Below are 23,635 nucleotides of genomic sequence, written 5' to 3' on the forward strand. Positions count from 1 at the left end.
CTTCAGAGTTAATAAATACAGTGTTTTTTACAAAAAAATAAAATTTGCGCCAAATAAACAAAGATTCATTTATTTGGCGCAGATATTTGTTTAATGTCATAAAGTTAATTACCGGGTTTTATAAAAAGGTAACAAATAATAATGTGACATACAGCCTGCCGCAAGCAATTTTAATTGTAATTTAGTGATAAATACGCTTGTCCTCATATACCGGTTCAGAAGTCAGCTGGACGGAAAGACGTTTAAACTGCTTTATATCTACCATAGACAGCATAACGGAAGTATGGGCCTGACATCCGGAAAGCTTGGGAAGCTGTTCCAGTGCAAGCTTGGCATTTTCACTGGTAGCAGCAGAAATGGAAAGTGCGATCAGTATTTCATCCGTATGGAGCCTTGGGTTTTTGCTGCCCAGGTATGCAGTCTTCAGAGTCTGGATAGGTTCAATGGCTTCCGGTGAAATAACATGGGCTTTATGGTCGATGCCGGCAAGTTCCTTCAATGCATTTAGAAGAAGGGCTGCGGATGCTCCCAAAAGGTCAGAAGTTTTTCCGGTAACCATTCTGCCATCAGCCAGTTCCAGGGCAGCAGCAGGGGCGCCTGTAGCTTCTGCGCGGTCCAGTGCAATCTGTACCACCTTACGGTTCGCTGCGGTCAGATGAGCCTGTTTCATGATCAGTTCGATTTTAAATACTTCTTCTTCCTGCTTTGTACCTTCCGCAAGTCCGTTCAGTGCATAATAATAGCGGCGAAGGATCTCCTGGTTAGAGGCTTCTTTGCAGGCTTCGTCATCGAAGATACAATTTCCAGCCATATTAACACCCATATCCGTAGGGGATTTATAAGGGCATTCCCCAAAAATACGCTCGAAAATAGCACCTAAGACCGGAAAGATCTCAACATCACGGTTATAATTTACAGCTTTTTCATCGTATGCTTCCAGATGGAACGGGTCAATCATATTTACATCATTTAAATCGGCTGTTGCTGCTTCATAAGCCAGATTTACAGGATGTTTCAGGGGGATATTCCAGATCGGGAAGGTTTCAAATTTGGCATAACCGGCACGAATGCCATGTTTTTGCTCGTGGTAGAGCTGGGAAAGGCAGGTTGCCATTTTTCCGCTTCCGGGACCGGGTGCTGTGATCACGACCAGCGGTCTCGTTGTTTCAATATATTCATTTTTACCATATCCGTTATCGCTGACGATTAATGGTATATTGCTTGGATAGCCTTCGATGGCATAGTGGACATACACTTTACGTCCTAATTTTTCCAGTCTGGTTTTAAAGAGCTGCGCGCTGTTCTGACCGGAATACTGTGTAATGACAACACTGCCTACGTAGAGCCCTTTTTCTTCGAATGCGTCGATCAGACGGAGAACGTCTGTATCATAAGTGATCCCAAGATCACCCCGGACTTTATTCTTCTCTATGTCACCGGCGCTGATGACGATTACAATTTCTGCCTGGTCGGAGAGCTGCATCAGCATACGCAGTTTACTGTCCGGTGCAAATCCTGGAAGAACTCTGGCTGCGTGAAAGTCATCAAAAAGTTTTCCGCCGAATTCCAGATAGAGTTTGTTGCCAAACTGGCTGATTCTTTTTCTGATATGCTCAGATTGCATCTGTAAGTATTTCTCGTTATCAAATCCTATTTTCATTGGTTCACCGATCCTAAATTTTATGGTATGATTCTTTACTGAATTAGTATACTACAAAGTATCAGAGTTATGCCAGTCATTTTTTGAGGATTTTTATAAAAGTTTAAGAATTATGGAGGCTTTTTCACAAACTCGATATTGATTTCTGGGTGAAGTATCTTTATAATAGAGAGGACGTATCACGAGGAGGAAGATGATGGATAATAATCAACAGCCAGGAAATGGACCGAATAACGGATCCAATAATAATAATGGCAAGCCGTCTAAAAATGGGCAGACGATCATGATATTTTTAGTAGTAACACTGATAGCCCTGGTCGGTATGAGTATTTTCAATAATATGCTGAAGAATTCTACCGAAAAAGAAATCACATATAACAAATTTATGGAAATGGTAGAGAAGAAAGAAGTCAAAAAGGTTGACATACAGTCCAGTAAGATTGTTATTACTCCTAAGGAACAGCCATTCCCAGGGGTGACGATGACGTATTATACCGGCGTTGTACCTGACCCGAACCTGACCGAAAAATTAATTGCAGCAGGTGTGGACTTTAATGGAGCGATTCCGGACATGACATCTGCAATTCTCTATAATATTTTAAGCATTGCGATCCCGCTGATTCTGATCTGGGTTGTACTTGGATTTTTCCTGAGAAAAATGTCCAAGGGCGGCGGCATGATGGGCGGTGTTGGCAAGAGCAAGGCTAAAGTATATGTGCAGAAAGAAACAGGAGTCACATTCCGGGATGTGGCAGGACAGGATGAAGCAGGACAGGATGAAGCCAAGGAGTCCTTACAGGAAGTCGTTGATTTTCTTGAAAATCCAGGAAAATACACGAAGATTGGTGCCAAGCTTCCAAAGGGTGCTCTTTTAGTAGGACCTCCTGGAACAGGTAAAACACTTCTGGCAAAGGCAGTTGCAGGAGAAGCACATGCTCCGTTCTTCTCATTATCCGGTTCTGATTTTGTGGAAATGTTCGTAGGTGTCGGTGCATCACGTGTCCGTGATTTATTTGAAGAGGCGAAAAAGAATGCGCCATGTATTATTTTTATTGATGAAATTGATGCAATCGGTAAGAGCCGTGACAGCCGTTATGGCGGTGGAAATGACGAACGTGAGCAGACCTTGAACCAGCTGCTTGCTGAGATGGATGGTTTTGATACCTCGAAGGGATTACTGATTCTGGCAGCTACAAACCGTCCGGAAGTTCTGGATCAGGCGCTTCTGCGTCCCGGTCGTTTTGACAGACGTGTAGTTGTAGATAAGCCTGATCTGAAAGGCCGTGTGGATATTCTGAAAGTACATTCCAAAAATGTTCTTCTGGATGACACCGTAGATTTGGAAGCTATTGCACTTGCTACTTCAGGAGCTGTTGGTTCCGATCTGGCAAATATGATTAATGAGGCAGCAATTCTGGCAGTTAAGAAGGGCAGAAATGTAGTTTCCCAGTCTGATTTATTTGAGTCTGTAGAAGTTGTATTAGTGGGTAAGGAAAAGAAGAACAAGATCCTGAGCAAAGAAGAGCGAAGAATTGTTTCCTACCACGAAGTAGGTCATGCATTGGTAAGTGCGCTTCAGAAGGATTCTGAGCCGGTGCAGAAGATAACTATTGTGCCAAGAACAATGGGAGCACTTGGATATGTTATGAATGTTCCGGAAGAAGAAAAATTCCTGAATTCAGAAGGTGAGATCCGCGCTAAGATTATTGAATTTGTGGCAGGGCGTGCAGCAGAAGAACTGGTATTTAACAGTGTAACAACCGGAGCCGCAAATGATATTGAGCAGGCTACCAAGCTTACCAGAGCGATGATTACACAGTATGGTATGTCGGAAACTTTTGGAATGATGGGAATTGAAAGTCCTGAGAATCAGTATCTGGAAGGCAGAACCATGTTAAATTGCAGCGACAGAACGGCAGCCGAGGTTGACCGTGAAGTTATGAAAGTGCTCAAAGATGCTTATGTAGAGGCGAAGAGACTTCTCAGCAAACATAGAATAGCACTGGATAAGATTGCGGCATTCCTCATTGAAAAGGAAACCATTACCGGTAAAGAGTTTATGAAGATTTTCCACGAAGTGGAAGCAGAAGATAAGGCGGCCTTGGAAGGATCTGCGGCAGGAGCTGTTGAAGGTGCCAGCCAGCCTCAGTTGGAAGCGGAAAGTAATCATCAGGTAAAAGCTGCAGAAATTGATGCATCGGTTTCTGGTGATAATGTGCAGCAGATACAAAAGCAGTCTGAAAATGTGGATACTGTGGATAAGAATCCCGATAACAACACTGTGTGTGAATAAATTCTTTAAAAGACAAGATAAAATACAGTAAATTTGTGAATAACAGATTTGCTGTATTTTTTTAGAAAGGGAGGTGGTATCGTTGTTTGATATCCAGGAGGAACTTAAGAAACTACCGGCGAAGCCGGGTGTATATATTATGCATGATGCAAAGGATGCCATAATCTATGTAGGAAAGGCGATCAGTCTCAAGAACCGGGTACGGCAGTATTTTCAAAGCAGCAGAAATAAGGGTGCTAAAATCGAACAGATGGTGACAAAGATCCGCCGCTTCGAATACATCATTACAGATTCGGAGCTGGAAGCGCTGGTTTTGGAATGTAATCTGATTAAGGAACACAGACCAAAGTACAATACCATGTTAAAAGATGATAAGTCCTATCCATTTATTAAGGTTACGGTACAGGAGGAATATCCCAGGGTTTTATTTGCACGGATCATGAAAAAGGACAAATGCAAATATTTCGGACCATATACCAGTGCAGGAGCGATTAAGGATACGATTGAGCTGATTAACAAGCTGTATAAGCTGCGTACCTGCAACAGAAGCCTGCCAAGGGACATCGGGAATGAGAGACCCTGTCTGAATTACCATATTAAACAGTGCAACGCCCCCTGTCAGGGCTACGTTACCAAAGAGGAATACCGTAATCAGGTGAATGAAGCTATTGCTTTTCTGGACGGAAATTATGATCCGGTAATTAAAATGCTGGAGCAGAGGATGCAGGATGCTTCTGAACGAATGGATTTTGAAGCAGCAATTGAACAGAGAGAGCTTCTGAACAGCGTGAAACAGATTGCCCAAAAACAGAAGATCACCATGAGTGATGGGGAAGATAAGGATATTATTGCAATGGCTTCCGATGATACGGACGCTGTGGTACAGGTGTTTTTTGTACGGTCGGGCAGGCTGATTGGAAGGGACCACTTCTATCTGAGAGTAGCTCCCCACGATACAAAAGGAATGGTTTTAGACAGTTTTATCAAGCAGTTTTATGCAGGGACACCATTTATTCCCAAGGAACTGATGATCCAGGAAGAAGTGGAAGACTGCGAGGTTATTGAACAGTGGCTTTCTAAGAAAAGAGGACAGAGGGTACATATCAAAGTTCCCAAAAAAGGCACGAAAGAAAAACTGGTAGAATTGGCGGCCAGAAACGCAGAATTAGTTTTAAGCCAGGATAAAGAAAAAATCAAACGGGAAGAAGGACGTACCATTGGCGCCATGAAAGAGATTGCAGGCCTGCTGGGGCTTGAGAATGTAGTGCGTGTGGAAGCGTTTGATATTTCCAATATCAGTGGATTTGAATCGGTAGGATCCATGATTGTATACGAAAAGGGTAAACCAAAACGAAGCGATTACCGTAAGTTTAAGATCCAATCGGTAAAGGGACCGGATGATTATGCCAGCATGGAAGAAGTGCTGACCAGAAGATTCAGCCATGGTCTTGCTGAGCTTGAGGAAGCGAAACAGGAGAAAGAATTCAGCAGTTTCAGCAGATTTCCGGATCTGATCATGATGGACGGCGGTAAGGGCCAGGTCAATGTAGCGCTGCGTGTTATGGATAATCTGAAAATGAACATTCCGGTCTGCGGTATGGTCAAAGATGATAATCACAGAACCAGAGGATTATTTTTTAATAATGTAGAAATTCCAATTGAAAAGTCTTCGGAAGGTTTTCGTCTGATTACCAGAATTCAGGATGAGGCACATCGTTTTGCCATTGAATATCACAGATCCCTTAGGAGCAAGCAGCAGGTACATTCTATTCTGGATGATATTGATGGAATCGGGCCTGCCAGGAGAAAGGCATTGATGCGGACATTTAAGTCTCTGGAGGCCATAAGGGATGCATCCGAAGAGGAACTTGCCAAGGCGCCGTCCATGAATGCAAATAGTGCAAAAAAAGTGTATGATTTCTTTCATTGATGTTCGGGCATAATTATGATAATATTAACATATTAATTAAATTTTGAAGGAGAAGAGATATGGCAAGTGTAGCTTTAAGCAAGTTGGTTGAGAAACTGGATTTAAAGAATATGACTCCGGATGTGGATATGTCTGCTATTAAGATTACCCTCCCGGATATTAACCGTCCTGCATTGCAGCTGACGGGATATTTTGATCATTTTGATTCTGATCGCGTACAGATTATCGGATATGTGGAATACACCTATCTGGAACATTTAGACAGAGAAAAGAAGCTTCCGATATATGAGCAGTTTATTTCCAGTAAGATACCATGTATCGTATACACCACAAGGACAGAGCCGGATGCAGATATGATGGAACTGGCGAATAAATATAATGTTCCTATTTTCACTACCAGGAAGACTACATCCTCTTTTATGGCTGAGATTATCCGCTGGCTAAATGTGGAACTGGCTCCCTGTATTTCCATACACGGCGTTCTGGTGGACGTTTATGGTGAAGGGGTTCTGATTATGGGCGAAAGCGGTATTGGTAAGAGTGAGGCTGCATTGGAGCTGATTAAGAGAGGGCACCGGCTTGTTTCGGATGACGTTGTTGAGATCCGTAAAGTCAGTGACGAAACGATAATTGGTTCTGCACCGGATATAACCAGGCATTTCATCGAACTCCGCGGTATAGGAATCATTGATGTGAAAACACTGTTTGGTGTGGAAAGTGTTAAGAATACACAGTCTATCGATCTGGTAATTAAACTGGAAGAATGGGACAGAGAAAAAGAATATGACAGACTGGGATTGGAAGAGGAATATACAGAATTCCTTGGAAATCAGGTGGTTTGCCATTCATTGCCGATCCGTCCGGGCAGAAACCTGGCTGTTATCGTAGAATCTGCTGCAGTTAACCACAGACAGAAAAAGATGGGTTATAATGCTGCGCAGGAATTATATAACCGCGTACAGAATAGTCTTGCAAAAAGACGCGGACCAGAAGGAGAATAAAGAATTATGAAGAAATATTGTTTTGGAATTGATATTGGTGGTACATCCGTAAAATGCGGTCTCTTTGACGTGAAAGGGGAAGTTCTTGACAAATGGGAAATTAAAACAAGAACAGAGAATAACGGAATTAATATTATTCCGGATGTGGCAGGCGCTATCAATAATAAAATATTAGAAAAGCAGCTGGAAAGAGAAGATATCGCAGGCGTTGGTATCGGCGTACCGGGACCGGTTAACGAAGCAGGTGATATCCTGTGTGCAGTTAATCTTCACTGGGGCTATGTAAATCTCGTGGAACAGATGGAAAAGATGATTGGTCTTCCTGTAAAAGCCGGAAACGATGCCAATGTAGCGGCTCTTGGAGAGATGTGGAAAGGCGGCGGCGCCGGATATCATAATGTAGTTATGGTAACTCTTGGTACGGGTGTTGGCGGCGGAATCATTATTAATGGACAGATCGTTACGGGTTCTCATGGAGCAGGCGGAGAGATCGGCCATGTTCATGTGGAAGACAGTATGGAAGAAGCATGCAACTGTGGTAACAAAGGCTGTCTGGAACAGGTAGCATCCGCAACCGGAATTGTCAGATTAGCCAATGCACGTCTGGCTGCTGATGCAGAGCCGTCTGTACTGCGTGATGGAGAAGTATCAGCTAAAACAGTATTTGATGCTGTGAAAGCAGAAGATAAAGTAGCAATGGAAATAGCAGAAAGTTTTGGTAAATATCTGGGCAGTGCCCTGTCTGTAATCGCAGGTGTGGTAGATCCGGAAGTCTTCGTTATTGGCGGAGGCGTTTCAAAAGCCGGAGATATTTTGCTGGATTATATTCGTAAATACTATAATACATATGCTTTCAGTGCCTGTAAAGATGCTGTGTTTGCACTGGCGGAGCTGGGTAATGATGCAGGGATCTTCGGCGCAGCTAAGATGATCCTGTAGGCATACTTACAGAGGCATACAGTAAAAGGATTCATAATAGAAATAGACCACATTCCTCTAAAACATGCACAGGCAGGAATCTTATCCTGCCTGACCGGGCATATATCAGAGGTGCTGTGGTCTTTTCAAATCCAGAAGCTCCTGAAAAAGTTCTGTTTCCTGAGTATGGATGTCTTCAACTTTGACAGATATGCCTGCCAGCAGATCAGTATCTCCGGTTTCGGACAGGGCCCACATCTCATCAGCCACAGTATCCCATTGATCAGCCACAGCTAAAAAGCGTACACCGATATCTTTTAAATTTTCTAAGCCAGTAACGTCAGCAGCTTCGATTAAAAAATCCCCATACATACTTCGGAAAATTCCACCACCGGTACCGCCGTCGGCGTGAATCATAAAATAATTCGTACTACCGGATCTTTTTCTTTTTTCTAAATCAAAATTTTTCCATTTCAAAACTTCTTTCGAAAACTTTTTAATTCCATTCAGTCCAAGGAGATGGGCAGGCGCATTTCGCATACTAAGGCAATTTTCCTGTATAGCGTCCAGTATCATTTCCTTTGAAACGGGACGGATGTGGGAGAAATCAAATTCCAGATATTTGTTATGTGCAGGAAACGGGCGATGATGGCTGGAACGTGCATTTTCTGTTTCTTCATAAGATACCAGGTGGTAATCCCGGGCAATGCTGCCTTTGGGAGTACGAATCGGATGATGGCTGCTGTCACGATCGCTGATATAGAATATCTTCTGATCATCGTCATATCCGAATAATACAACAGCATGGGCGCCAAAATGATAGTCCTCATCCAGGTTTAAATATTTTAAGTAGGGCATATCAACATAGATGAAAACGGGATGGTTCTGGTCGATGGAATTCCTGGCGGATGCAAATGCTTTCATATAATCCTTTTGCTGCCGGCAGCGGATGGTTATATTCAGCCTGTTTGCCAGAATTTCTTCAAAGACAAAAGGTTTGATACGTCCGTTAATCATGGGGGAGGCTACCTGGTTCAGATAACAAAACGATATGCCGCAACCCAGACCAAGAAGCATTTCTTCTGACATCGGATGTCCATAGTAATTGAAAATTAGTTTTAGAGCATTTGTGATACAGTGTTTTCCGCCGCCGGGGGTAAAATCAGAGATTATTTTTTTCATATCAGATACCTTTCTGGAAAATAAATTTGTTTGGTAAGTATAGAATAAGGGGTGCCGCGCGGGGGAAAGTCAAGAGGGAAAGGAGAATTTACAGATAGTCGGATGGATAGTCCGAATTGTAACAGTACAAAGTCCTTATAGTTGTAGAAATAAAAATCCTGCTATTCTATAATACCCGTATCAAATAAAACATTAACGGAGGAAAAGGAGGATTATGATATGAAGTTTAAAAAAGTTATGGCGGGAGTACTGTGCACTGCACTGGCAGCAGGTATGATATCCGGATGCGGCGGAAACACTGAGGGAAGCAGTAGTGGTAACGGCAAAGAAAGTACAGCTGCAGCGGCGGATTCAAAAAGCGAAGAAACTTATAAGGTTACCATGGCATATATCGGCGATGCTTATGAAGAAGCAGAGCCTGCGGTTCTGGAGAAAGTGAATGAAATATTGAAAAAGGATATCAACATGGAGCTGGATCTGGTACCTTGTTCCTGGGGGACTTATACCAATGAATTGTCCCTGATGCTATCCGGAGACGAAGCTTTGGATATTGTTCCAATAATTGTAACCAATGCAGCGGGGTATGTAAGTAATGGACAGGTGCTGGACTTGACGGATTATATTGAAAAATATGGTACCAACATGAAGAAATATGTGGATGCAGATTTCCTGAAATCCCCCCGGATCGGTGATTTTACGTATGGGGTAACGACTATGCGGGAACAGATCACCTGGGAAGGAATTATGATGAGAACGGATCTTTTAGAGGAATCCGGATTCAAGGCAGAGGATATCAAAAGCGTGGATGATTTGGACAAGATTTTTGCAGCGGTAAAGGAAAAGCATCCGGATATGACTATGCTTGCAAGTACACAGGCAGGAACACCGTTATTCAGATGGGAAACGGCAGATTTTCTCACAGATGGGTTTGGAACGCTGATGGATAAAGGGCAGTCTACGGATGTTGTGAACCTCTATGAGACAGAGGAATTTAAAACATTTGCAAAGAAATTATATGACTGGAATCAGGCGGGATACATTTCCAAGGACGGTGCCACTACTACCGAAATACTGGTAAATCAGGTAAAGGCCGGAACAGCATTTTCCTATTTTACACCCCTCAAAGCAGGTGCAGAGGAACAGGATGAATTGTCAACGGGTTATGATTTAAGTTCTGCCTCGTTATTTGGTGATCCATATATCACAAGTTACAGTGTGAACTTTAATACCTGGGGAATTGCACGGAATTCAAAGAATCCGGATAAGGCGTTCCAGTGTCTGGACTATATCTATGGAAGTCCCGAGATTATGAATTTGCTGAACTGGGGAATTGAAGGAGAACATTATCAATTTGTGGATAAGGAAAAGGGAATCATCACTTATCCGGAAGGTGTTGATGCATCCAATAAGAAATATGGTTTGAATATTGGCTGGGAACTTCCGAATCAGACAATTGCCTATGTCTGGGAAGGGGAAGATCCATCAAAATGGGATACACAAAATGAATTAATCCAGAAGGCATCCAGATCAAAGGCGCTGGGATTTACCTATGATTCTACCAATGTGGCAGGGGAATTAACTGCATTGACAAATGCAAAGAACCAATTTTATGACGCCATTGGAACGGGGTCACTGGAGCCGGAAGCGGCAATCGGGCAGTTTAATGATGCGCTTTACAAAGCGGGGCTGCAGACTGTAATAGATGAGAAGCAGAAACAGTTGGATGAATGGCTGGCAGCGCAAAAGTAGGAAGGAGAACTTTATGGCATTTCGGAAGGTAAATGGTACAGAACAAGGTACGGCAGCCATTGCAGCAGCAGGGCGTAAAAAGAGCAAAAGAGTACAATTCAGAAAGTGGCTGCCGGTATTTATCATGATGGCGCCCGCACTGATTTATCTATTGATTAATAATTATCTTCCGATGCTGGGATTGGTAATTGCATTCAAAAAGGTGAATTTTTCCACAGGGATTTTTCAAAGTCCCTGGTGCGGGCTGGATAATTTTAAGTTTTTATTTAATACAAGTGATGCGTGGACCATAACCAGAAATACGCTGTTGTATAATTTCGCTTTTATCATTGTAAATACCCTGATGGGGATTCTGATTGCGGTTCTCATAAGTGAAATCCGGTCTAAAAAGGGGAAGACGATTTATCAAAGTTCGGTATTGCTGCCATTTTTGATGTCCTATGTAATCGTTTCCTATATTGTATACGCTCTGTTTAGCGGAGACAATGGAATGCTGAATAATACTATACTTCCGGCATTTGGCATGGAGCCTGTAAACTGGTATGCAGAGGCAAAGTATTGGCCGGTAATTCTGGTGGTTGTGAACTGCTGGAAGGGTGTGGGCTATGGAACCCTTATTTATATCGCTGCTATTGCAGGAATTGACAGTTCCTATTACGAAGCAGCAGCTCTTGACGGTGCAGGAAAATTAAAGCAGATTTTTTATGTAACACTTCCGGCACTGGTTCCTTCTATTATAACCTTAACGCTGCTGAACATAGGAAGAATTTTTTATTCGGATTTCAGCCTGTTCTATCAGGTGCCCATGAACTCCGGGATGTTATATGCCACCACACAAACCATAGATACCTATGTATATAGGGGGCTCTTGACTCTGGGGGATGTGGGTATGTCTTCGGCAGCCGGATTTTATCAATCCTGTGTAGGCTTTATTCTGGTCATGGTATCTAATCTGATCGTGAAAAAGATCAGCCCAGATAACGCACTTTTTTAGGAAAGGAGAGTCATAGATTATGATAATAAGTAAATCACAAAAGACTGCAATGGTCTTTGTACATATTTTTTTAACTGCTTTGGCGCTAATGATGATTCTGCCGTTTATACTGCTGTTTATCGGTTCTATAACGGAAGAAAATACGCTGATTGCAAATGGATACTCTTTCTTTCCAAAGGTATTAAGTACATCCGCTTATGAATATTTAATTCAAAGCTCGGGAGAGATTGGAAGAGCGTACATGATGACCATTCTCATCACGGTAGTGGGGACGGGGTTAAATATTTTGCTTTCATCTATGCTGGCTTATGGTTTGTCCCTCCAGAATCTTCCATTTAAACGGCTAATCTCCTTTTTTGTATTTTTTACCATGCTGTTTAATGGAGGTCTGGTTCCCACGTATCTGATGTATACCACTTATTTACATATCAAAGATACTTTTGCCGGACTGGTTGTTCCCCAATTCCTGGTCAGCGCTATGAATGTTATTATGATTCGGACATTTTTTACAAACAGTATTCCATCGGCACTTTACGAAGCAGCCAACATTGATGGAGCCGGGCATTTTCGGATTTTCAAAACTATTGTTCTGCCTCTTGGAAAACCGATTCTGGTATCTATGGGACTCTTTTCCGCTCTGACCTACTGGAATGACTGGACCAATGCGCTGTATTATATCCGGGATAAGAGAAGCCTGTGGGGGATACAGAGTCTGTTAAATAAAATGATTACAGATATCCAGTATCTTGCCCAGAACCCCAATGCGGGGGCTCAGGTGGATATGAGTAATATGCCAAGCGCATCTATGCGTATGGCAATCGCATTTATCGGCGTGCTTCCCATTCTTTGTATTTTCCCATTCCTGCAGAAGTATTTTGCAAAAGGTATTGCGGTAGGAGCTGTCAAAGGTTAAACTAAAACAAACGAATGATATAGGCAAGGCAGCCATCTGTTGGCGGAAGTTCAGAAGATTGTAATGGGGGGACCGGCAATATGTTATCAAAAGAAAAGCGTACTATGGAGGAGAAATTTCGGAAATATGATTTTGTCAGGTTACTGAAGTGGTTTTCTTTGCTGCTTATTCTAATGGTAATTATTAATGTCGGACTTAGTATGTATGCCTCCTATACGGTTTCAAAATACAGCCGTGACGGAAGAATTCAGGTTCTGGACAGCCAGATTCAGGGGATTCAGAATACCATGGATACAATAAAAGAAAATGTAGCCACAGAGCTTGGATATGATATCGAGCTGGAAAGGCTGGCTAGTGTCACAGACGAACGGGAATCCATACTGCTGCAAAGAAGTGTGAAGAAGCAGTTAAGCAAATGGAGCGTACAGAGTGATCATCTTGTAAACTATGCGGTATATCTTCAAAAAGGGGAGATTATGGTAAATGGATGTGCTACGGATTCTGCCTATGATAATTGGAGAAAGGCCGGAGGAAAGCTGCTTAAATTTGCCATAGAAGAAGCAGAAAAGGGCAGGTGGCTCATGCACGATTTAGATGGGGAAACTTACCTGATATATGTGCGCAGGAATAATGACATGTATATGTTTTCCTGGATGCAGTTAAACCAGCTGCTGCGCTCTGTTGATAACAATGCTTTTGGAGAGGATTATTATATCGCCGTCACCTCAAAGGAAAATACAGTATACAGCGGAAGTGAAAAGCTGAAAGAGGATCGTATTGATCTGGCGGGGGTTTCAGATGATGAAGTGAGCGTAAGCCTATTAAAAGGGTATACGGTGATCCGGCGTCCCGGCACGGAAGATTATGACTTCACACTGGTGATTCATGAACAGAATGTAATGAATCTCTTGAAATTTCAGTTTGTTGCAGGCATGTCAATTACAATTCTCGGACTTTTTTTACTGATATTCCTTTACTTCTTGTATCGGACATTGGTACATCCCATTCAGACATTTACAGAGAACATTGACCGCCTGAACGAAGACGAGGGTTACTCGGTAGCTACTCATTACCAGATTAACGAACTTGGAAAGGCAAGTGAGATGCTTGCCAACCTGGTAAGCCGGATTAAGAATCTGAAAATTAATATCTACGAAAAGACGTTAGAACAGCAAAAAATCAAAATGGATTTCCTGACGCTTCAAATTGAACCGCATTTTTACTTGAATTGTCTGAACATTATCTACAATATGGCACAGATGGGAAAAGACAAAGAAATACAGGAGTTATCCAAAAATGTATCCGCATATTTAAGGTATATTTTTAAGAGTAATGAAAACATGGTATGTTTGGGTGAGGAACTTGAACACACCAGGAGATATCTTAAAATTCAGGAAATCCGATATAAAGGAGGATTCCGTTCCGATATCCATGTAGAAGAAAGTGTTTTGGATGCAAAAATACCACCCCTGATACTGCAGACCTTTGTAGAAAATACAATCAAACATGCTATGACCTTTGATTACGAAACGATAATTCTGGTGATTGTACGAAGAGTAAAAATACATGGTAAGTATAAGCTGGAATTGATTGTGGAAGATAACGGAGAAGGATTTCAGGCGGATATCATGGAAAAATTGAACCGGAAAGAAGATATCTCCCATGACGGCAAACAGATAGGGGTTATGAATGTGATTAAACGTCTGGGGCTTTTCTTTGGAAATGAAGCAGAAGCAGAGTTCTACAACAAAGAGGATCAGGGAGCAGGGGTTCGGCTTTATATGCCATTTATTTGGAACGAGGAGGAAAAGGATGAACTTATTACTTGTAGATGATGACGCCTATGTATTGGAAGCCGTTAAAAATACCCTGGACTGGAAACAACTTCAGATTGAAAATGTCTATACTGCCCAGAGTGTTAGAAATGCAAAAAAGATCATACTGGATGTACCGATTCATCTGGTGGTTTCCGATATTGAAATGCCACGTGAAAATGGACTGGAACTGATCTCGTGGATACGGCAGCAGGATCTTGTGATAAAGGATATCCTTCTCACCAGCTATGCGGAGTTTGAATACGCAAGACAGGCGGTGAAGCTGGGGTGTTTTGCTTATACGCTAAAACCAATTGATTATGGAGAACTTGAGGAGCTTTTGAGAAAGGCAGCAGCGGCAGAGCAGGAGGAACTGGAGCGGCTGGATTACCGCAGATACTATGATCACTGGAACCAGACAGAAAAGAGCCGGAAGGAATCTTTCTTTCGGGGGCTGATGCTGGAGCAGCAGATCCCAGGCCAAAAGGATCTGGAAGCTGCACTGGAGCGTTATATGCTTCGCTATGAAGATTCAGTCCGGTTTGTAGTAGCAGTCTGCCAGCTTTACGATTATGAATGGGCTTATAATGATCTGGGTATGGGAATGCTGGTATGGTCTATGAAAAATGTGTTAGAAGAGTTGTTTGACACTCCTGATACACATGTAGAATGTGTGCTTTCCCATACGGAATCTTCCTGCATTGTGGTGATTAAAACCATGGGAGAAGATGCACTTTACAAAATAGGGGAAAAAGGGAAAAACCTGATCGAAAATATTACAAGGCATTTTCGGTCAAATTGTTGTTTTGCAGTGGGAAATGTCTGCAGAATACTTCAAATACAGGAAAGCTTTGCAGATGTGGCACAGATGCTGGATCACTGTGCAGACGGGGAAGGACAGGTGGTAATGCAGCAGGACTTTGTGTATAAAGAAGCAGATTATCAGCCGCCCAATTGGCAGATCTGGGAGAGCCTCATGCAGGAGAGCAGTTCTATCATGCCTGTTGTGAATGAGTATTTAGACAACCTTGTAAAAAGAAAATCTGCAAATACAGAGATACTCTCCAGATTCACACTGGATTTCGCCCATACATTCCGCCTTGCTTATCAAAAAGAAGGTATCAGCACGGAAGAATTGGAAGAAGCTGGATACCGTATACATAACTTAAAGGATGCCATACATTCCGTAAAGGAATGTAAAATATTTATTGAAAAGATGGTGGGGGAGGCCGCCAGGCTTCTGAATGAAAAGCAGCAGTCTAATTCAGTAGTAGAAAAGGTGAAAAGATTTATTGATGAAAATCCTGATCAGGAAATAACCAGAGAATCATTAGCAGAAAAAGTATATTTGAATCCGGACTATCTGGCTAGAATTTTTAAAAAAGAGGTAGGGGAACCCATCGGTGTATATCTGGCAAATCAGAGAATCAGACTGGCTAAGGAATATTTGGAAAAGACGGAAGAACCGGTGAATCTGATTTCCATAAAAGCAGGATATGATAATTTTTCCTATTTTTCAAAGATGTTTAAAAATATGGTGGGGATGTCGCCAAAGGAATACCGCAGTCAATTTCGAAAATAAAGAGGATATACTGTAATTTAAAAATGGAGAAGAAATCTTATTATTTAGATTTCTTCTCCGTTTTTTGCTGTATACAATGGTTTTATTGCGGTGGAGCATCAATTACCCCGTCGCCATTGGTATTCCCCCCCGGATAGGAAGGCGGTGTGGTCTGGCCTCCGTTTCCCTGGTTTTGATCACCCGGAGGTGTAGTTCCATTGCCCGTACCGTTTCCTGTTCCTTCCCCATTGCCCTCACCGGTTGTATCATCCGGAGTGTTGGTTCCGGGGTACGATGGTTTATTGGCATCTTCCGGATTCTGTGGTTTGTTTTCTTCTCCGTCCGGTGAAGTCTCAGATTCTTTTTTGTTTTTATCTTTATCTCCTTTTAGCAGATCAGATAATTTGTCCAGTATGGTGTGTCCGCTGCAGGTGCCGCCTGGCGGTGCATAAGCAGAATCGTCGGTAGTTCCTTCGCTTCCCGTCGGTCTTTGAACGAAGATCTTGGTTACAGGTTCACAGGTGCTGGTTGCTTTCAGTCCGGTCTTAGAACAGATCTTGACAGCTACGTGTACATCACATTCAGCTACCGGCTGTGTACCTCTTACATAGTATTCAGTGTATACCTGAGAGCCTCTTGGATCTGCACTGCAGACACCCGGTATTGCCAGCTTGCCGGATTTTTTACAAACCGAAGCGGTTACAATATCCTCCGGCTGTTCAAATTCTTTTACAGGAAGATCCTGGTGAATCCTCTGCATAATAGCGTTCCAGAGTACCTTGCTGTAGGAGTGGTAAATATCTCCGTCAGGAAGGGCTACATTATTGTCATAGCCGCCCCAGATACCGCAGGTATAATAGGGTGTATAACCTTCAAACCAGATATCCTTTGTATCATCCGTGGTACCTGATTTGCCGGCTACCGGCATATCACCCAGATTAATGGTTCCATATGCAGTACCTTCCGGTTTTTTAATAACATCTTCCATGGCACTTGTCAGCAGGAACGCAGTGGATTGCTTAACTGCACTGGAGCTGACAGGCGTGGTGTTATCAATGACGATATTTCCGTTCAGATCCTCAATCTTAGAATAAAATTTCGGCTCGATATACTGGCCTTTATTAGCAATGGCGGCGTATGCACCCGTAAGTTCCAGATTCACAACACCGTCCCGTACACCACCCAAAGCCAATGGCTGGTTAGCGTCCGTCAGGACATCTCCGTTACTATTCACATCATGGTTATAAAGTGTTGTGATACCAAATTTCTCGGCATAATCAATACCGGTCTGAGGAGATATATCCGTCAGACATTTTACGGCTATGACATTGATGGACTTGGTAATGGCGGAGCGGATCGTTTCTAAACCGCTGTATCCATAATCGCTGTCCCAGTTCCGGACTTCCGGCCCGTTGGTATAATTATAAGGTGCGTTATCATAAACGGTGGAAAGTGTCATGCCTGCACGGTCAATTGCAGGACCATACACGGTAATCGGCTTAAAAGTAGATCCCGGCTGTCTTCTGGTAGAAGTAGCACGGTTTAATGTCAGGCTGGCTTCCTTGTTACCCCGTCCGCCTACGATGGCTTTTACATAGCCGGTACTCTGATCAATAATTACTACGGATGCCTGGGGCTGTGGAATCAGTGAGATACGTTCTGAGAGCACCGTATCGCCGGATTTCATAACAGCCTGCTTATACTGGGCAGCATAGGAATTCGCGGTATCGGAATCAGGAAACATCATATTAAAGGATGCATCCTGTGCTTCAAAATACACTCTCATACTCTCGCTGTCATAGAAAGATGCCTCTCCGTCAGCGGATTCCAGAGTCAAAGCATAGTCCAGGCCGATTAAAGTTCCGGATGGGAAATTAGCAGGATTCGCAAATTCTTCATCACAAATCTGCTGAATATTTTTGTCCTGGTTGGAAAATACTTTTAAACCGCCGGAATACAGAGCTTTATAAGCCTGATTCTGCGTGTAGCCTTTGATTTCCATCAGGTCGTCCATAGCCTGGTCGATCAAAGCATCTTCATAATAACTGTAGATTGATGTCTCGCCGGTTTCCACATCGGTTTCCTGGATTCTGGAATAGACATCATCATTCAGAGCTTCATCATATTGTGTCTGATCAATGTACCCCTGTTCAAGCATATGGTTTAATACTTTAACACGTCTTTTTGCATTCTCTTCCGGATAAAGGATTGGATTGTAACCGGAAGGATTCTGGGTAATACCTGCGATAACAGTACTTTCAGAAAGGGTAAGCTCCGATACATCCTTGTTGAAGTAGCGATGAGCGGCAGCCTGAACACCATACGCACCTGCTCCCAGGTTAATGGTATTCAGATAATCTTCCAAAATCTGATCTTTTGTAAGGCTTTTTTCCAGCTGCAGTGCCAGGTACTGCTCCTGGAATTTACGCTTGAATCGCTCCGCAAGGGAAGATTCGCTGACCCAGTCGGGAAATACATTGTTCTTTAAAAGCTGTTGGGTAATGGTACTGGCACCTTCGGAAAAGTTCCCGCTGCTGACGCCTACAACAAACGCACGGATGATTCCGCGGACATCAATACCGTTATGTTCATAGAAACGTTCATCTTCTACTGCAACTACGGCGTGCTGCAGGTCAATGGGTATTTTATCAATAGTAACCGGAGTTCGGTTAGAATCCGATGCAGTCAGCTTCTGGATGGGATTTCCATCGGTATCATAAATGTAAGTTGCCGCCTGGGTAGGTGCTACGCTCATACCGGAAATATCAGGCGCATTTTTTATCAGTCCATTGATCAGACCAAACCCAATGCATGTCCCACCAACGATCAGGGCAACGAAACATATTAGCAATACTTTAACAAAAGTGAAGCCAATTTTTTTGCCCACCTTCGCAGAAGTCTGTTCTTTTTGTTTTTTGGAAATTTCTTTTTTTCCATAATTCATAGGCACGGCCTCCTTAATACTTGCAAACAGCGGAATTGGATCCATAGACTTACAGAAATTCCACTGGTCTATGTATTATAACAAATAAAGCAGATGAAATAAAGGGTGAAGTAACAAGTTCATTTTTTTTTAAGTACTTCATAAAATATATAGATTGTGAAAATGGGCTTCTTATCTTATAATGTACGCAAAGAGAAATTTGTATACATCCCCTTTTAGCTGAAATTTGTGAAAAAACGGACACAAATAAAAAAAGAGGGAGTTACATTAAGAAAAGGATGATCAGTTATGAAAAATCTGAAAATAGTCTATCTGGGCGGCGAGGGAGAAATCAGTGAAAAAAAGTCCCGGTTTATCGCCACGGTTCAGCCTGTCATCAATGAAGAAGAGGCATTGGAATTTATTGCGGCAATGAAAAAGAAATACTGGAATGCTTCACACAATTGTTTTGCATTCGTTTTAGGGGAAAATCAGGAAATACAAAGATGCAGCGATGATGGGGAACCCGGCGGAACTGCCGGCAAACCTATGCTGGATGTTTTGCTGGGAGAAGAAATCCACAATGCAGTTGTAGTTGTGACCAGATATTTTGGAGGCACGCTGTTAGGAACGGGAGGACTTGTACGGGCTTATTCAAAAGCGGTCCAGGAAGGACTGCGGGAAAGCATTATCATTACGAAGCAGCATGGGTGGATTCTGGAGATAAAAACAGATTATAATGGTATCGGCAGGATACAGTATTTACTGGGGCAGAGAAAGATCGCTGTCCTGGATTCGGAATATACGGATATTGTAATGGTCAAAGCATTAGTTCCGGGTGATGAACTTCTGGATCTGAAAGGGGAAATTACCGAGGGAACAAACGGCAAAGCGAAATACTTAAGTGAAAAAGAGGTTTATTTTGCATTTATTGATGGGAAACCTGAGATTTTTTCCTGAGAAAACGGCAGCTTGCAGGGGTCCCGGTAATTCAGCACTTGAATTATTTGATGATTGCTAGTAGAATAGTGGAAGAAAAGCTTTAAAAATCAGATTGAGGATATAATAATGAATAATATAAATCAGAAACCAATCGGCATATTTGACTCAGGAGTAGGAGGTTTGACCGTTGCCAGAGAGGTCATGCGCAACAGCCCTCAGGAGAGGATTGTCTATTTCGGCGATACTGCGCGGGTGCCTTATGGCAGTAAATCAAAAGATACCATTTTAAAATATTCCAGGCAGATCATACGTTTTCTGCAGACACAGGAAGTAAAGGCGATTGTGATTGCCTGCAATACGGCCAGTGCATTTGCTTTAGAAGAAGTGCAAAAAGAACTGGATATTCCGATTATCGGAGTAGTAAAGCCGGGAGCCATGGTGGCATGCGAGACAACCAGAAATGGAAAAATCGGGGTTATCGGAACCGAAGGTACGGTAAACAGTCATATGTATCTGGATTTTATCTGTGGACAGAATCCGGATATTCAGGTGATCGGAAAAGCCTGCCCGCTGTTTGTGCCTCTGGTAGAAGAGGGGCTGTTAAAAGATCCGGTAACCGTAGAGATAGCAAACCGCTATCTGTCAGAATTAAAAGAACAGGACATTGATACGCTGATCTTAGGCTGTACCCATTACCCGCTGATTCGGTCTACAATCGGAGCGATCATGGGAGATAAGGTAACACTTGTAAATCCTGCTTATGAAACAGCAAGGGGATTAAAAGAATTATTACAGAAAAAGGGAATCGCCAATACAGAAAGCTATGGGGAAGATGAGACACCTTACCAGTTTTTTGTAAGTGATGCGGCGGACAAATTCAAACAGTTTGCCAATTCTATTTTACCATATGATATTGAAACCACAAAACAAATCAATATAGAAGAATTTTAAGGTGAGTACGATGACGGGAGAAGTGTTAATAAGTATCAAAGGAATGCAGACACTGGAAACCAGCGGTGAAGATCCGGTGGAGGTTGTGACTGCCGCGAAGTATCTGCAGAAAGACGGAAAACATTATATCAGTTACGAAGAAGTTATGGAAGGCATGGATGGAAAGATCCAGAATCTGATTAAATTAAAAGAGGATGGTCTGGAAGTTACAAAACGGGGACTGACCAATGTACATATGGTGTTTGAGCAGAATAAAAAAAATATGACGTATTATGATACACCATTTGGAAATCTCCTGATTGGAATTTCAGCTACCAGTATCCATGTGGATACATCGGATGACAATATTGATGTGAAAGTGGACTATGCCCTGGAAGTTAATTACGAACATCTGGCTGACTGCTGTATTAATATGAATATTAAATCCATGGACAACAAGAGCTTTCAGTTAATGGGAAACTAAGAATGTAATATAAGAATGTAATATATGAATGTAATATATGAATGTAATATATGAATAAAGAACCGGTCAGAATGAAATAATATATTCTGACCGGTTCTTAATATGTAGATGCTTATTTTTTCTTTTTATCTTTGTCCTTGGTTTTGTTTCCTGTAATTTTGCTTTTCGCCTTCTGGAACCAGTTTTGCTTTTTCTGTGGAACTTCCAAAGGACCGCGAACACCTTTGACTTCGGTAATGTAGATACCGCTTACTACGGCTTTAACTTCTTTCTTAATCGGAACTACATCGTAGATTTTAGCATCACATACAAGAGTCATGATCTTAGGGCCGACTTTCGCTTTTACGATCGGAAGCTTTGAACCACGCATAAGTCGCGGGGTCTGGTCAATTACCATCTGTGGAAGGCCGGACTCTTTTATTTTTAGCCGCTTTTTATCGATTATCAGCATGGATACCGTTTGCTTGGCTGCCTCCATCTGTTCTTGTTGAATGGCTTGTTTTTTCTGTGCTTTTCGTCCAAAGAAGTACAGGACGCCCAATAATACGACCAGAACTGCTAAAATAATCAGCAGAACAGTTAAAAAAGTTGACATAGGTTACCCTCCTGAATAAAGTAGAATCGGTAGAATCAAATATTTTTCACACCTTGTTACATTCTACCATTCTTTCCTTAAAAGTGCAATATTTCTTTATTTTTTCTTAAAAAACTATTTTGAGGTAGATTTTAGTGCGGAATATGCTATAATATAACAGATGCAGTCCGCATAAAATATGAGGACTGGTAGATTTAACAATACATTGAGGGAGGATGAGAATGGAGACAAACGGAAAAGATAATCGGGCAGAAGCCAGAAAAGCAAAACGCAAAAAACAAGTGCTGATGGGGAAAATCATTATTGCAGTATTAGTTTTGGTTATTGCGGCGCTTTGTTTCTTTTTAATAAAGGGTGTACTTGACAAAAAAAATAATACGAACGGAACTTCATCATCGGGTAATAAGCAGACGGAAAGTCAGTCTGGAGCAAGTGAAAAGCAGGAATCAGAGACACAAAAAGTAACCGAAGCACCGCAGGAAGACCTGGTAGCAAAAGCGGACAGGCTTGCAGCAATGTATGACTATGATGCAGCGATCGAGCTTCTTAAGAGTTCAGCAGGTTATGCCAATGATACAGCCATGCAGTCTAAAGTATCCGGATACGAAGCAACCAAGGCAACCTGTGTGGAATATCCCCTGGAAGAGGTAACTCACGTATTTTACCATTCACTGGTTAAAGATACGAAGCGGGCTTTCGGACCTGGTGACCACACTTCAGGCGGAATCAACCAGGTTATGACAACAATTGAAGAGTTTAACAAAATTACACAGTCTATGTATGAAAAAGGCTATGTAATGGTAAAGCTTTCCGATATGGCTACGTTTGATGAAAACGGCAACCTCGTAAAAGGCAAGATTATGCTGCCGCCGGATAAAAAGCCATTTGTCCTTTCACAGGATGATGTGAGCTACTATCATTACCAGGAAGGCTATGGTATGGCTGATAAACTGGTTGTGGATGAAAATGGGGAAGTGAAAACTTCTTATACGGAAGACGATGGTTCGGTGACGATCGGTAACGATGACATGGTACCGTTAATTGATGAATTTGTTAAAGAGCATCCGGATTTTTCCTATCGCGGAGCAAAAGGAACACTGGCAATGACCGGATATAACGGTGTGTTTGGATATCGTACGGATATCGTGTACAAGACCAGAGATCCGGAAAGTTTAGATACAGATCAGAAAGTTTGGCTGGACAAACACCCTGATTTCAATTATGATCAGGATGTGGCAGATGCAACGAAAGTAGCGGATGCAATGAAAGCCAATGGCTGGACATTTGCAAGTCATACCTGGGGGCATCAGCCGGTAGGTACGATTAGTCTGGACAAGCTTAAAGTAGATACGCAGAAATGGCTGGACACTGTAAAACCGATTTTAGGACCTACAAACATTATTATCTTTGCCTTCGGCCAGGATATTGGTCCGGTAGAGGGATATACGGCCGAGAATACAGACGGCAAATTTGAGTATTTGAAGAGTGTTGGATTTGATATCTATTGTAATGTAGATTCATCCCAGTACTGGGTACAGTTTGGTGATAACTTCATGCGTCAGGGCAGAAGAAACCTGGATGGATACAGAATGTATTATAATCCGGAACTGGTAAGTGATTTATTTGATGCGAATTCCGTATTTGATAAGTCCAGACCTACACCTGTCCCGCAAATGTAGTTGTTTATATTAGCAAAGAAATGAAAGAGCCGGAAGTAAAGCGGCGTAAAATCAGAGAGGATATTTA

General features: G+C 42.3%; 17 protein-coding genes. 13 read left to right on the forward strand and 4 right to left on the reverse strand.

The window, feature by feature from the left end:
- Positions 1-181: 181 nt before the first annotated feature.
- Positions 182-1,660, reverse strand: a complete 1,479-nt coding sequence (locus CD03_RS0108340; protein WP_027293252.1) for a DUF1846 domain-containing protein — start codon at positions 1,658-1,660, stop codon at positions 182-184.
- A gap of 196 nt (positions 1,661-1,856) precedes the next feature.
- Here CD03_RS0108340 and ftsH point away from each other — a divergent pair, with 196 nt between their 5' ends.
- The 4 genes from ftsH (at position 1,857) to CD03_RS0108360 (ending at position 7,823) form a co-directional block, all read left to right on the forward strand.
- Entirely contained in the window at positions 1,857-3,953 is a 2,097-nt protein-coding gene (gene ftsH / locus CD03_RS32915) for an ATP-dependent zinc metalloprotease FtsH (protein ID WP_081820185.1), read from the forward strand.
- An 82-nt stretch (positions 3,954-4,035) separates the two neighbouring features.
- Positions 4,036-5,883: an excinuclease ABC subunit UvrC gene (gene uvrC / locus CD03_RS0108350; RefSeq protein WP_027293253.1), complete on the forward strand. Its 1,848-nt coding sequence runs from the start codon at positions 4,036-4,038 to the stop codon at positions 5,881-5,883.
- Between the two features lie 59 nt (positions 5,884-5,942).
- A complete protein-coding gene (gene hprK / locus CD03_RS0108355) occupies positions 5,943-6,884 on the forward strand; it encodes an HPr(Ser) kinase/phosphatase (RefSeq protein ID WP_027293254.1) in 942 nt (313 codons plus the stop codon).
- 6 nt (positions 6,885-6,890) lie between these two features.
- The gene (locus tag CD03_RS0108360; protein WP_027293255.1) at positions 6,891-7,823 is read left to right on the forward strand and encodes an ROK family glucokinase; all 933 of its coding nucleotides are present in this window, start codon (positions 6,891-6,893) and stop codon (positions 7,821-7,823) included.
- 105 nt (positions 7,824-7,928) lie between these two features.
- Here CD03_RS0108360 and CD03_RS0108365 read toward each other — a convergent pair whose 3' ends face one another.
- Entirely contained in the window at positions 7,929-8,984 is a 1,056-nt protein-coding gene (locus tag CD03_RS0108365; RefSeq protein ID WP_027293256.1) for a BtrH N-terminal domain-containing protein, read from the reverse strand.
- A 219-nt stretch (positions 8,985-9,203) separates the two neighbouring features.
- Here CD03_RS0108365 and CD03_RS0108370 point away from each other — a divergent pair, with 219 nt between their 5' ends.
- From CD03_RS0108370 to CD03_RS0108390, 5 genes are all read left to right on the forward strand, one after another.
- Positions 9,204-10,733, forward strand: coding sequence for an ABC transporter substrate-binding protein (locus CD03_RS0108370; protein WP_027293257.1), 1,530 nt, complete (start codon positions 9,204-9,206; stop codon positions 10,731-10,733).
- A 124-nt stretch (positions 10,734-10,857) separates the two neighbouring features.
- The gene (locus tag CD03_RS0108375) at positions 10,858-11,727 is read left to right on the forward strand and encodes an ABC transporter permease (protein ID WP_044289842.1); all 870 of its coding nucleotides are present in this window, start codon (positions 10,858-10,860) and stop codon (positions 11,725-11,727) included.
- Between the two features lie 19 nt (positions 11,728-11,746).
- Positions 11,747-12,640, forward strand: coding sequence for a carbohydrate ABC transporter permease (locus CD03_RS0108380; RefSeq protein WP_027293259.1), 894 nt, complete (start codon positions 11,747-11,749; stop codon positions 12,638-12,640).
- 80 nt (positions 12,641-12,720) lie between these two features.
- Positions 12,721-14,475, forward strand: a complete 1,755-nt coding sequence (locus CD03_RS0108385) for a sensor histidine kinase (protein ID WP_027293260.1) — start codon at positions 12,721-12,723, stop codon at positions 14,473-14,475.
- Positions 14,453-16,036 (forward strand): response regulator transcription factor, encoded by a 1,584-nt coding sequence (locus CD03_RS0108390; protein WP_027293261.1) that lies wholly within the window; start codon positions 14,453-14,455, stop codon positions 16,034-16,036. Before CD03_RS0108385 ends, CD03_RS0108390 begins: the two co-directional genes overlap by 23 nt.
- Before the next feature lie 82 nt (positions 16,037-16,118).
- Here CD03_RS0108390 and CD03_RS32920 read toward each other — a convergent pair whose 3' ends face one another.
- Positions 16,119-18,959, reverse strand: a complete 2,841-nt coding sequence (locus CD03_RS32920) for a transglycosylase domain-containing protein (protein ID WP_063837239.1) — start codon at positions 18,957-18,959, stop codon at positions 16,119-16,121.
- Positions 18,960-19,247: 288 nt separating this feature from the next.
- On the opposite strand from CD03_RS32920, the gene CD03_RS0108400 reads away from it, so the two are divergent.
- The 3 genes from CD03_RS0108400 to CD03_RS0108410 all read left to right on the forward strand — a co-directional run bounded on the left by CD03_RS0108400 (position 19,248) and on the right by CD03_RS0108410 (position 21,294).
- The gene (locus CD03_RS0108400) at positions 19,248-19,898 is read left to right on the forward strand and encodes a YigZ family protein (RefSeq protein ID WP_027293262.1); all 651 of its coding nucleotides are present in this window, start codon (positions 19,248-19,250) and stop codon (positions 19,896-19,898) included.
- Between the two features lie 108 nt (positions 19,899-20,006).
- Positions 20,007-20,831: a glutamate racemase gene (gene murI, locus CD03_RS0108405; protein WP_027293263.1), complete on the forward strand. Its 825-nt coding sequence runs from the start codon at positions 20,007-20,009 to the stop codon at positions 20,829-20,831.
- 10 nt (positions 20,832-20,841) lie between these two features.
- Entirely contained in the window at positions 20,842-21,294 is a 453-nt protein-coding gene (locus tag CD03_RS0108410; protein ID WP_027293264.1) for a DUF1934 domain-containing protein, read from the forward strand.
- A 112-nt stretch (positions 21,295-21,406) separates the two neighbouring features.
- On the opposite strand, the gene CD03_RS0108415 is transcribed toward CD03_RS0108410, so the two are convergent.
- Positions 21,407-21,889, reverse strand: coding sequence for a hypothetical protein (locus CD03_RS0108415; RefSeq protein ID WP_027293265.1), 483 nt, complete (start codon positions 21,887-21,889; stop codon positions 21,407-21,409).
- A 221-nt stretch (positions 21,890-22,110) separates the two neighbouring features.
- On the opposite strand from CD03_RS0108415, the gene CD03_RS0108420 reads away from it, so the two are divergent.
- The gene (locus CD03_RS0108420; protein WP_027293266.1) at positions 22,111-23,568 is read left to right on the forward strand and encodes a hypothetical protein; all 1,458 of its coding nucleotides are present in this window, start codon (positions 22,111-22,113) and stop codon (positions 23,566-23,568) included.
- Positions 23,569-23,635 lie beyond the last annotated feature (67 nt).

The organism is Robinsoniella sp. KNHs210 (genome assembly GCF_000686105.1).
Taxonomy (GTDB): domain Bacteria; phylum Bacillota; class Clostridia; order Lachnospirales; family Lachnospiraceae; genus Robinsoniella; species Robinsoniella peoriensis.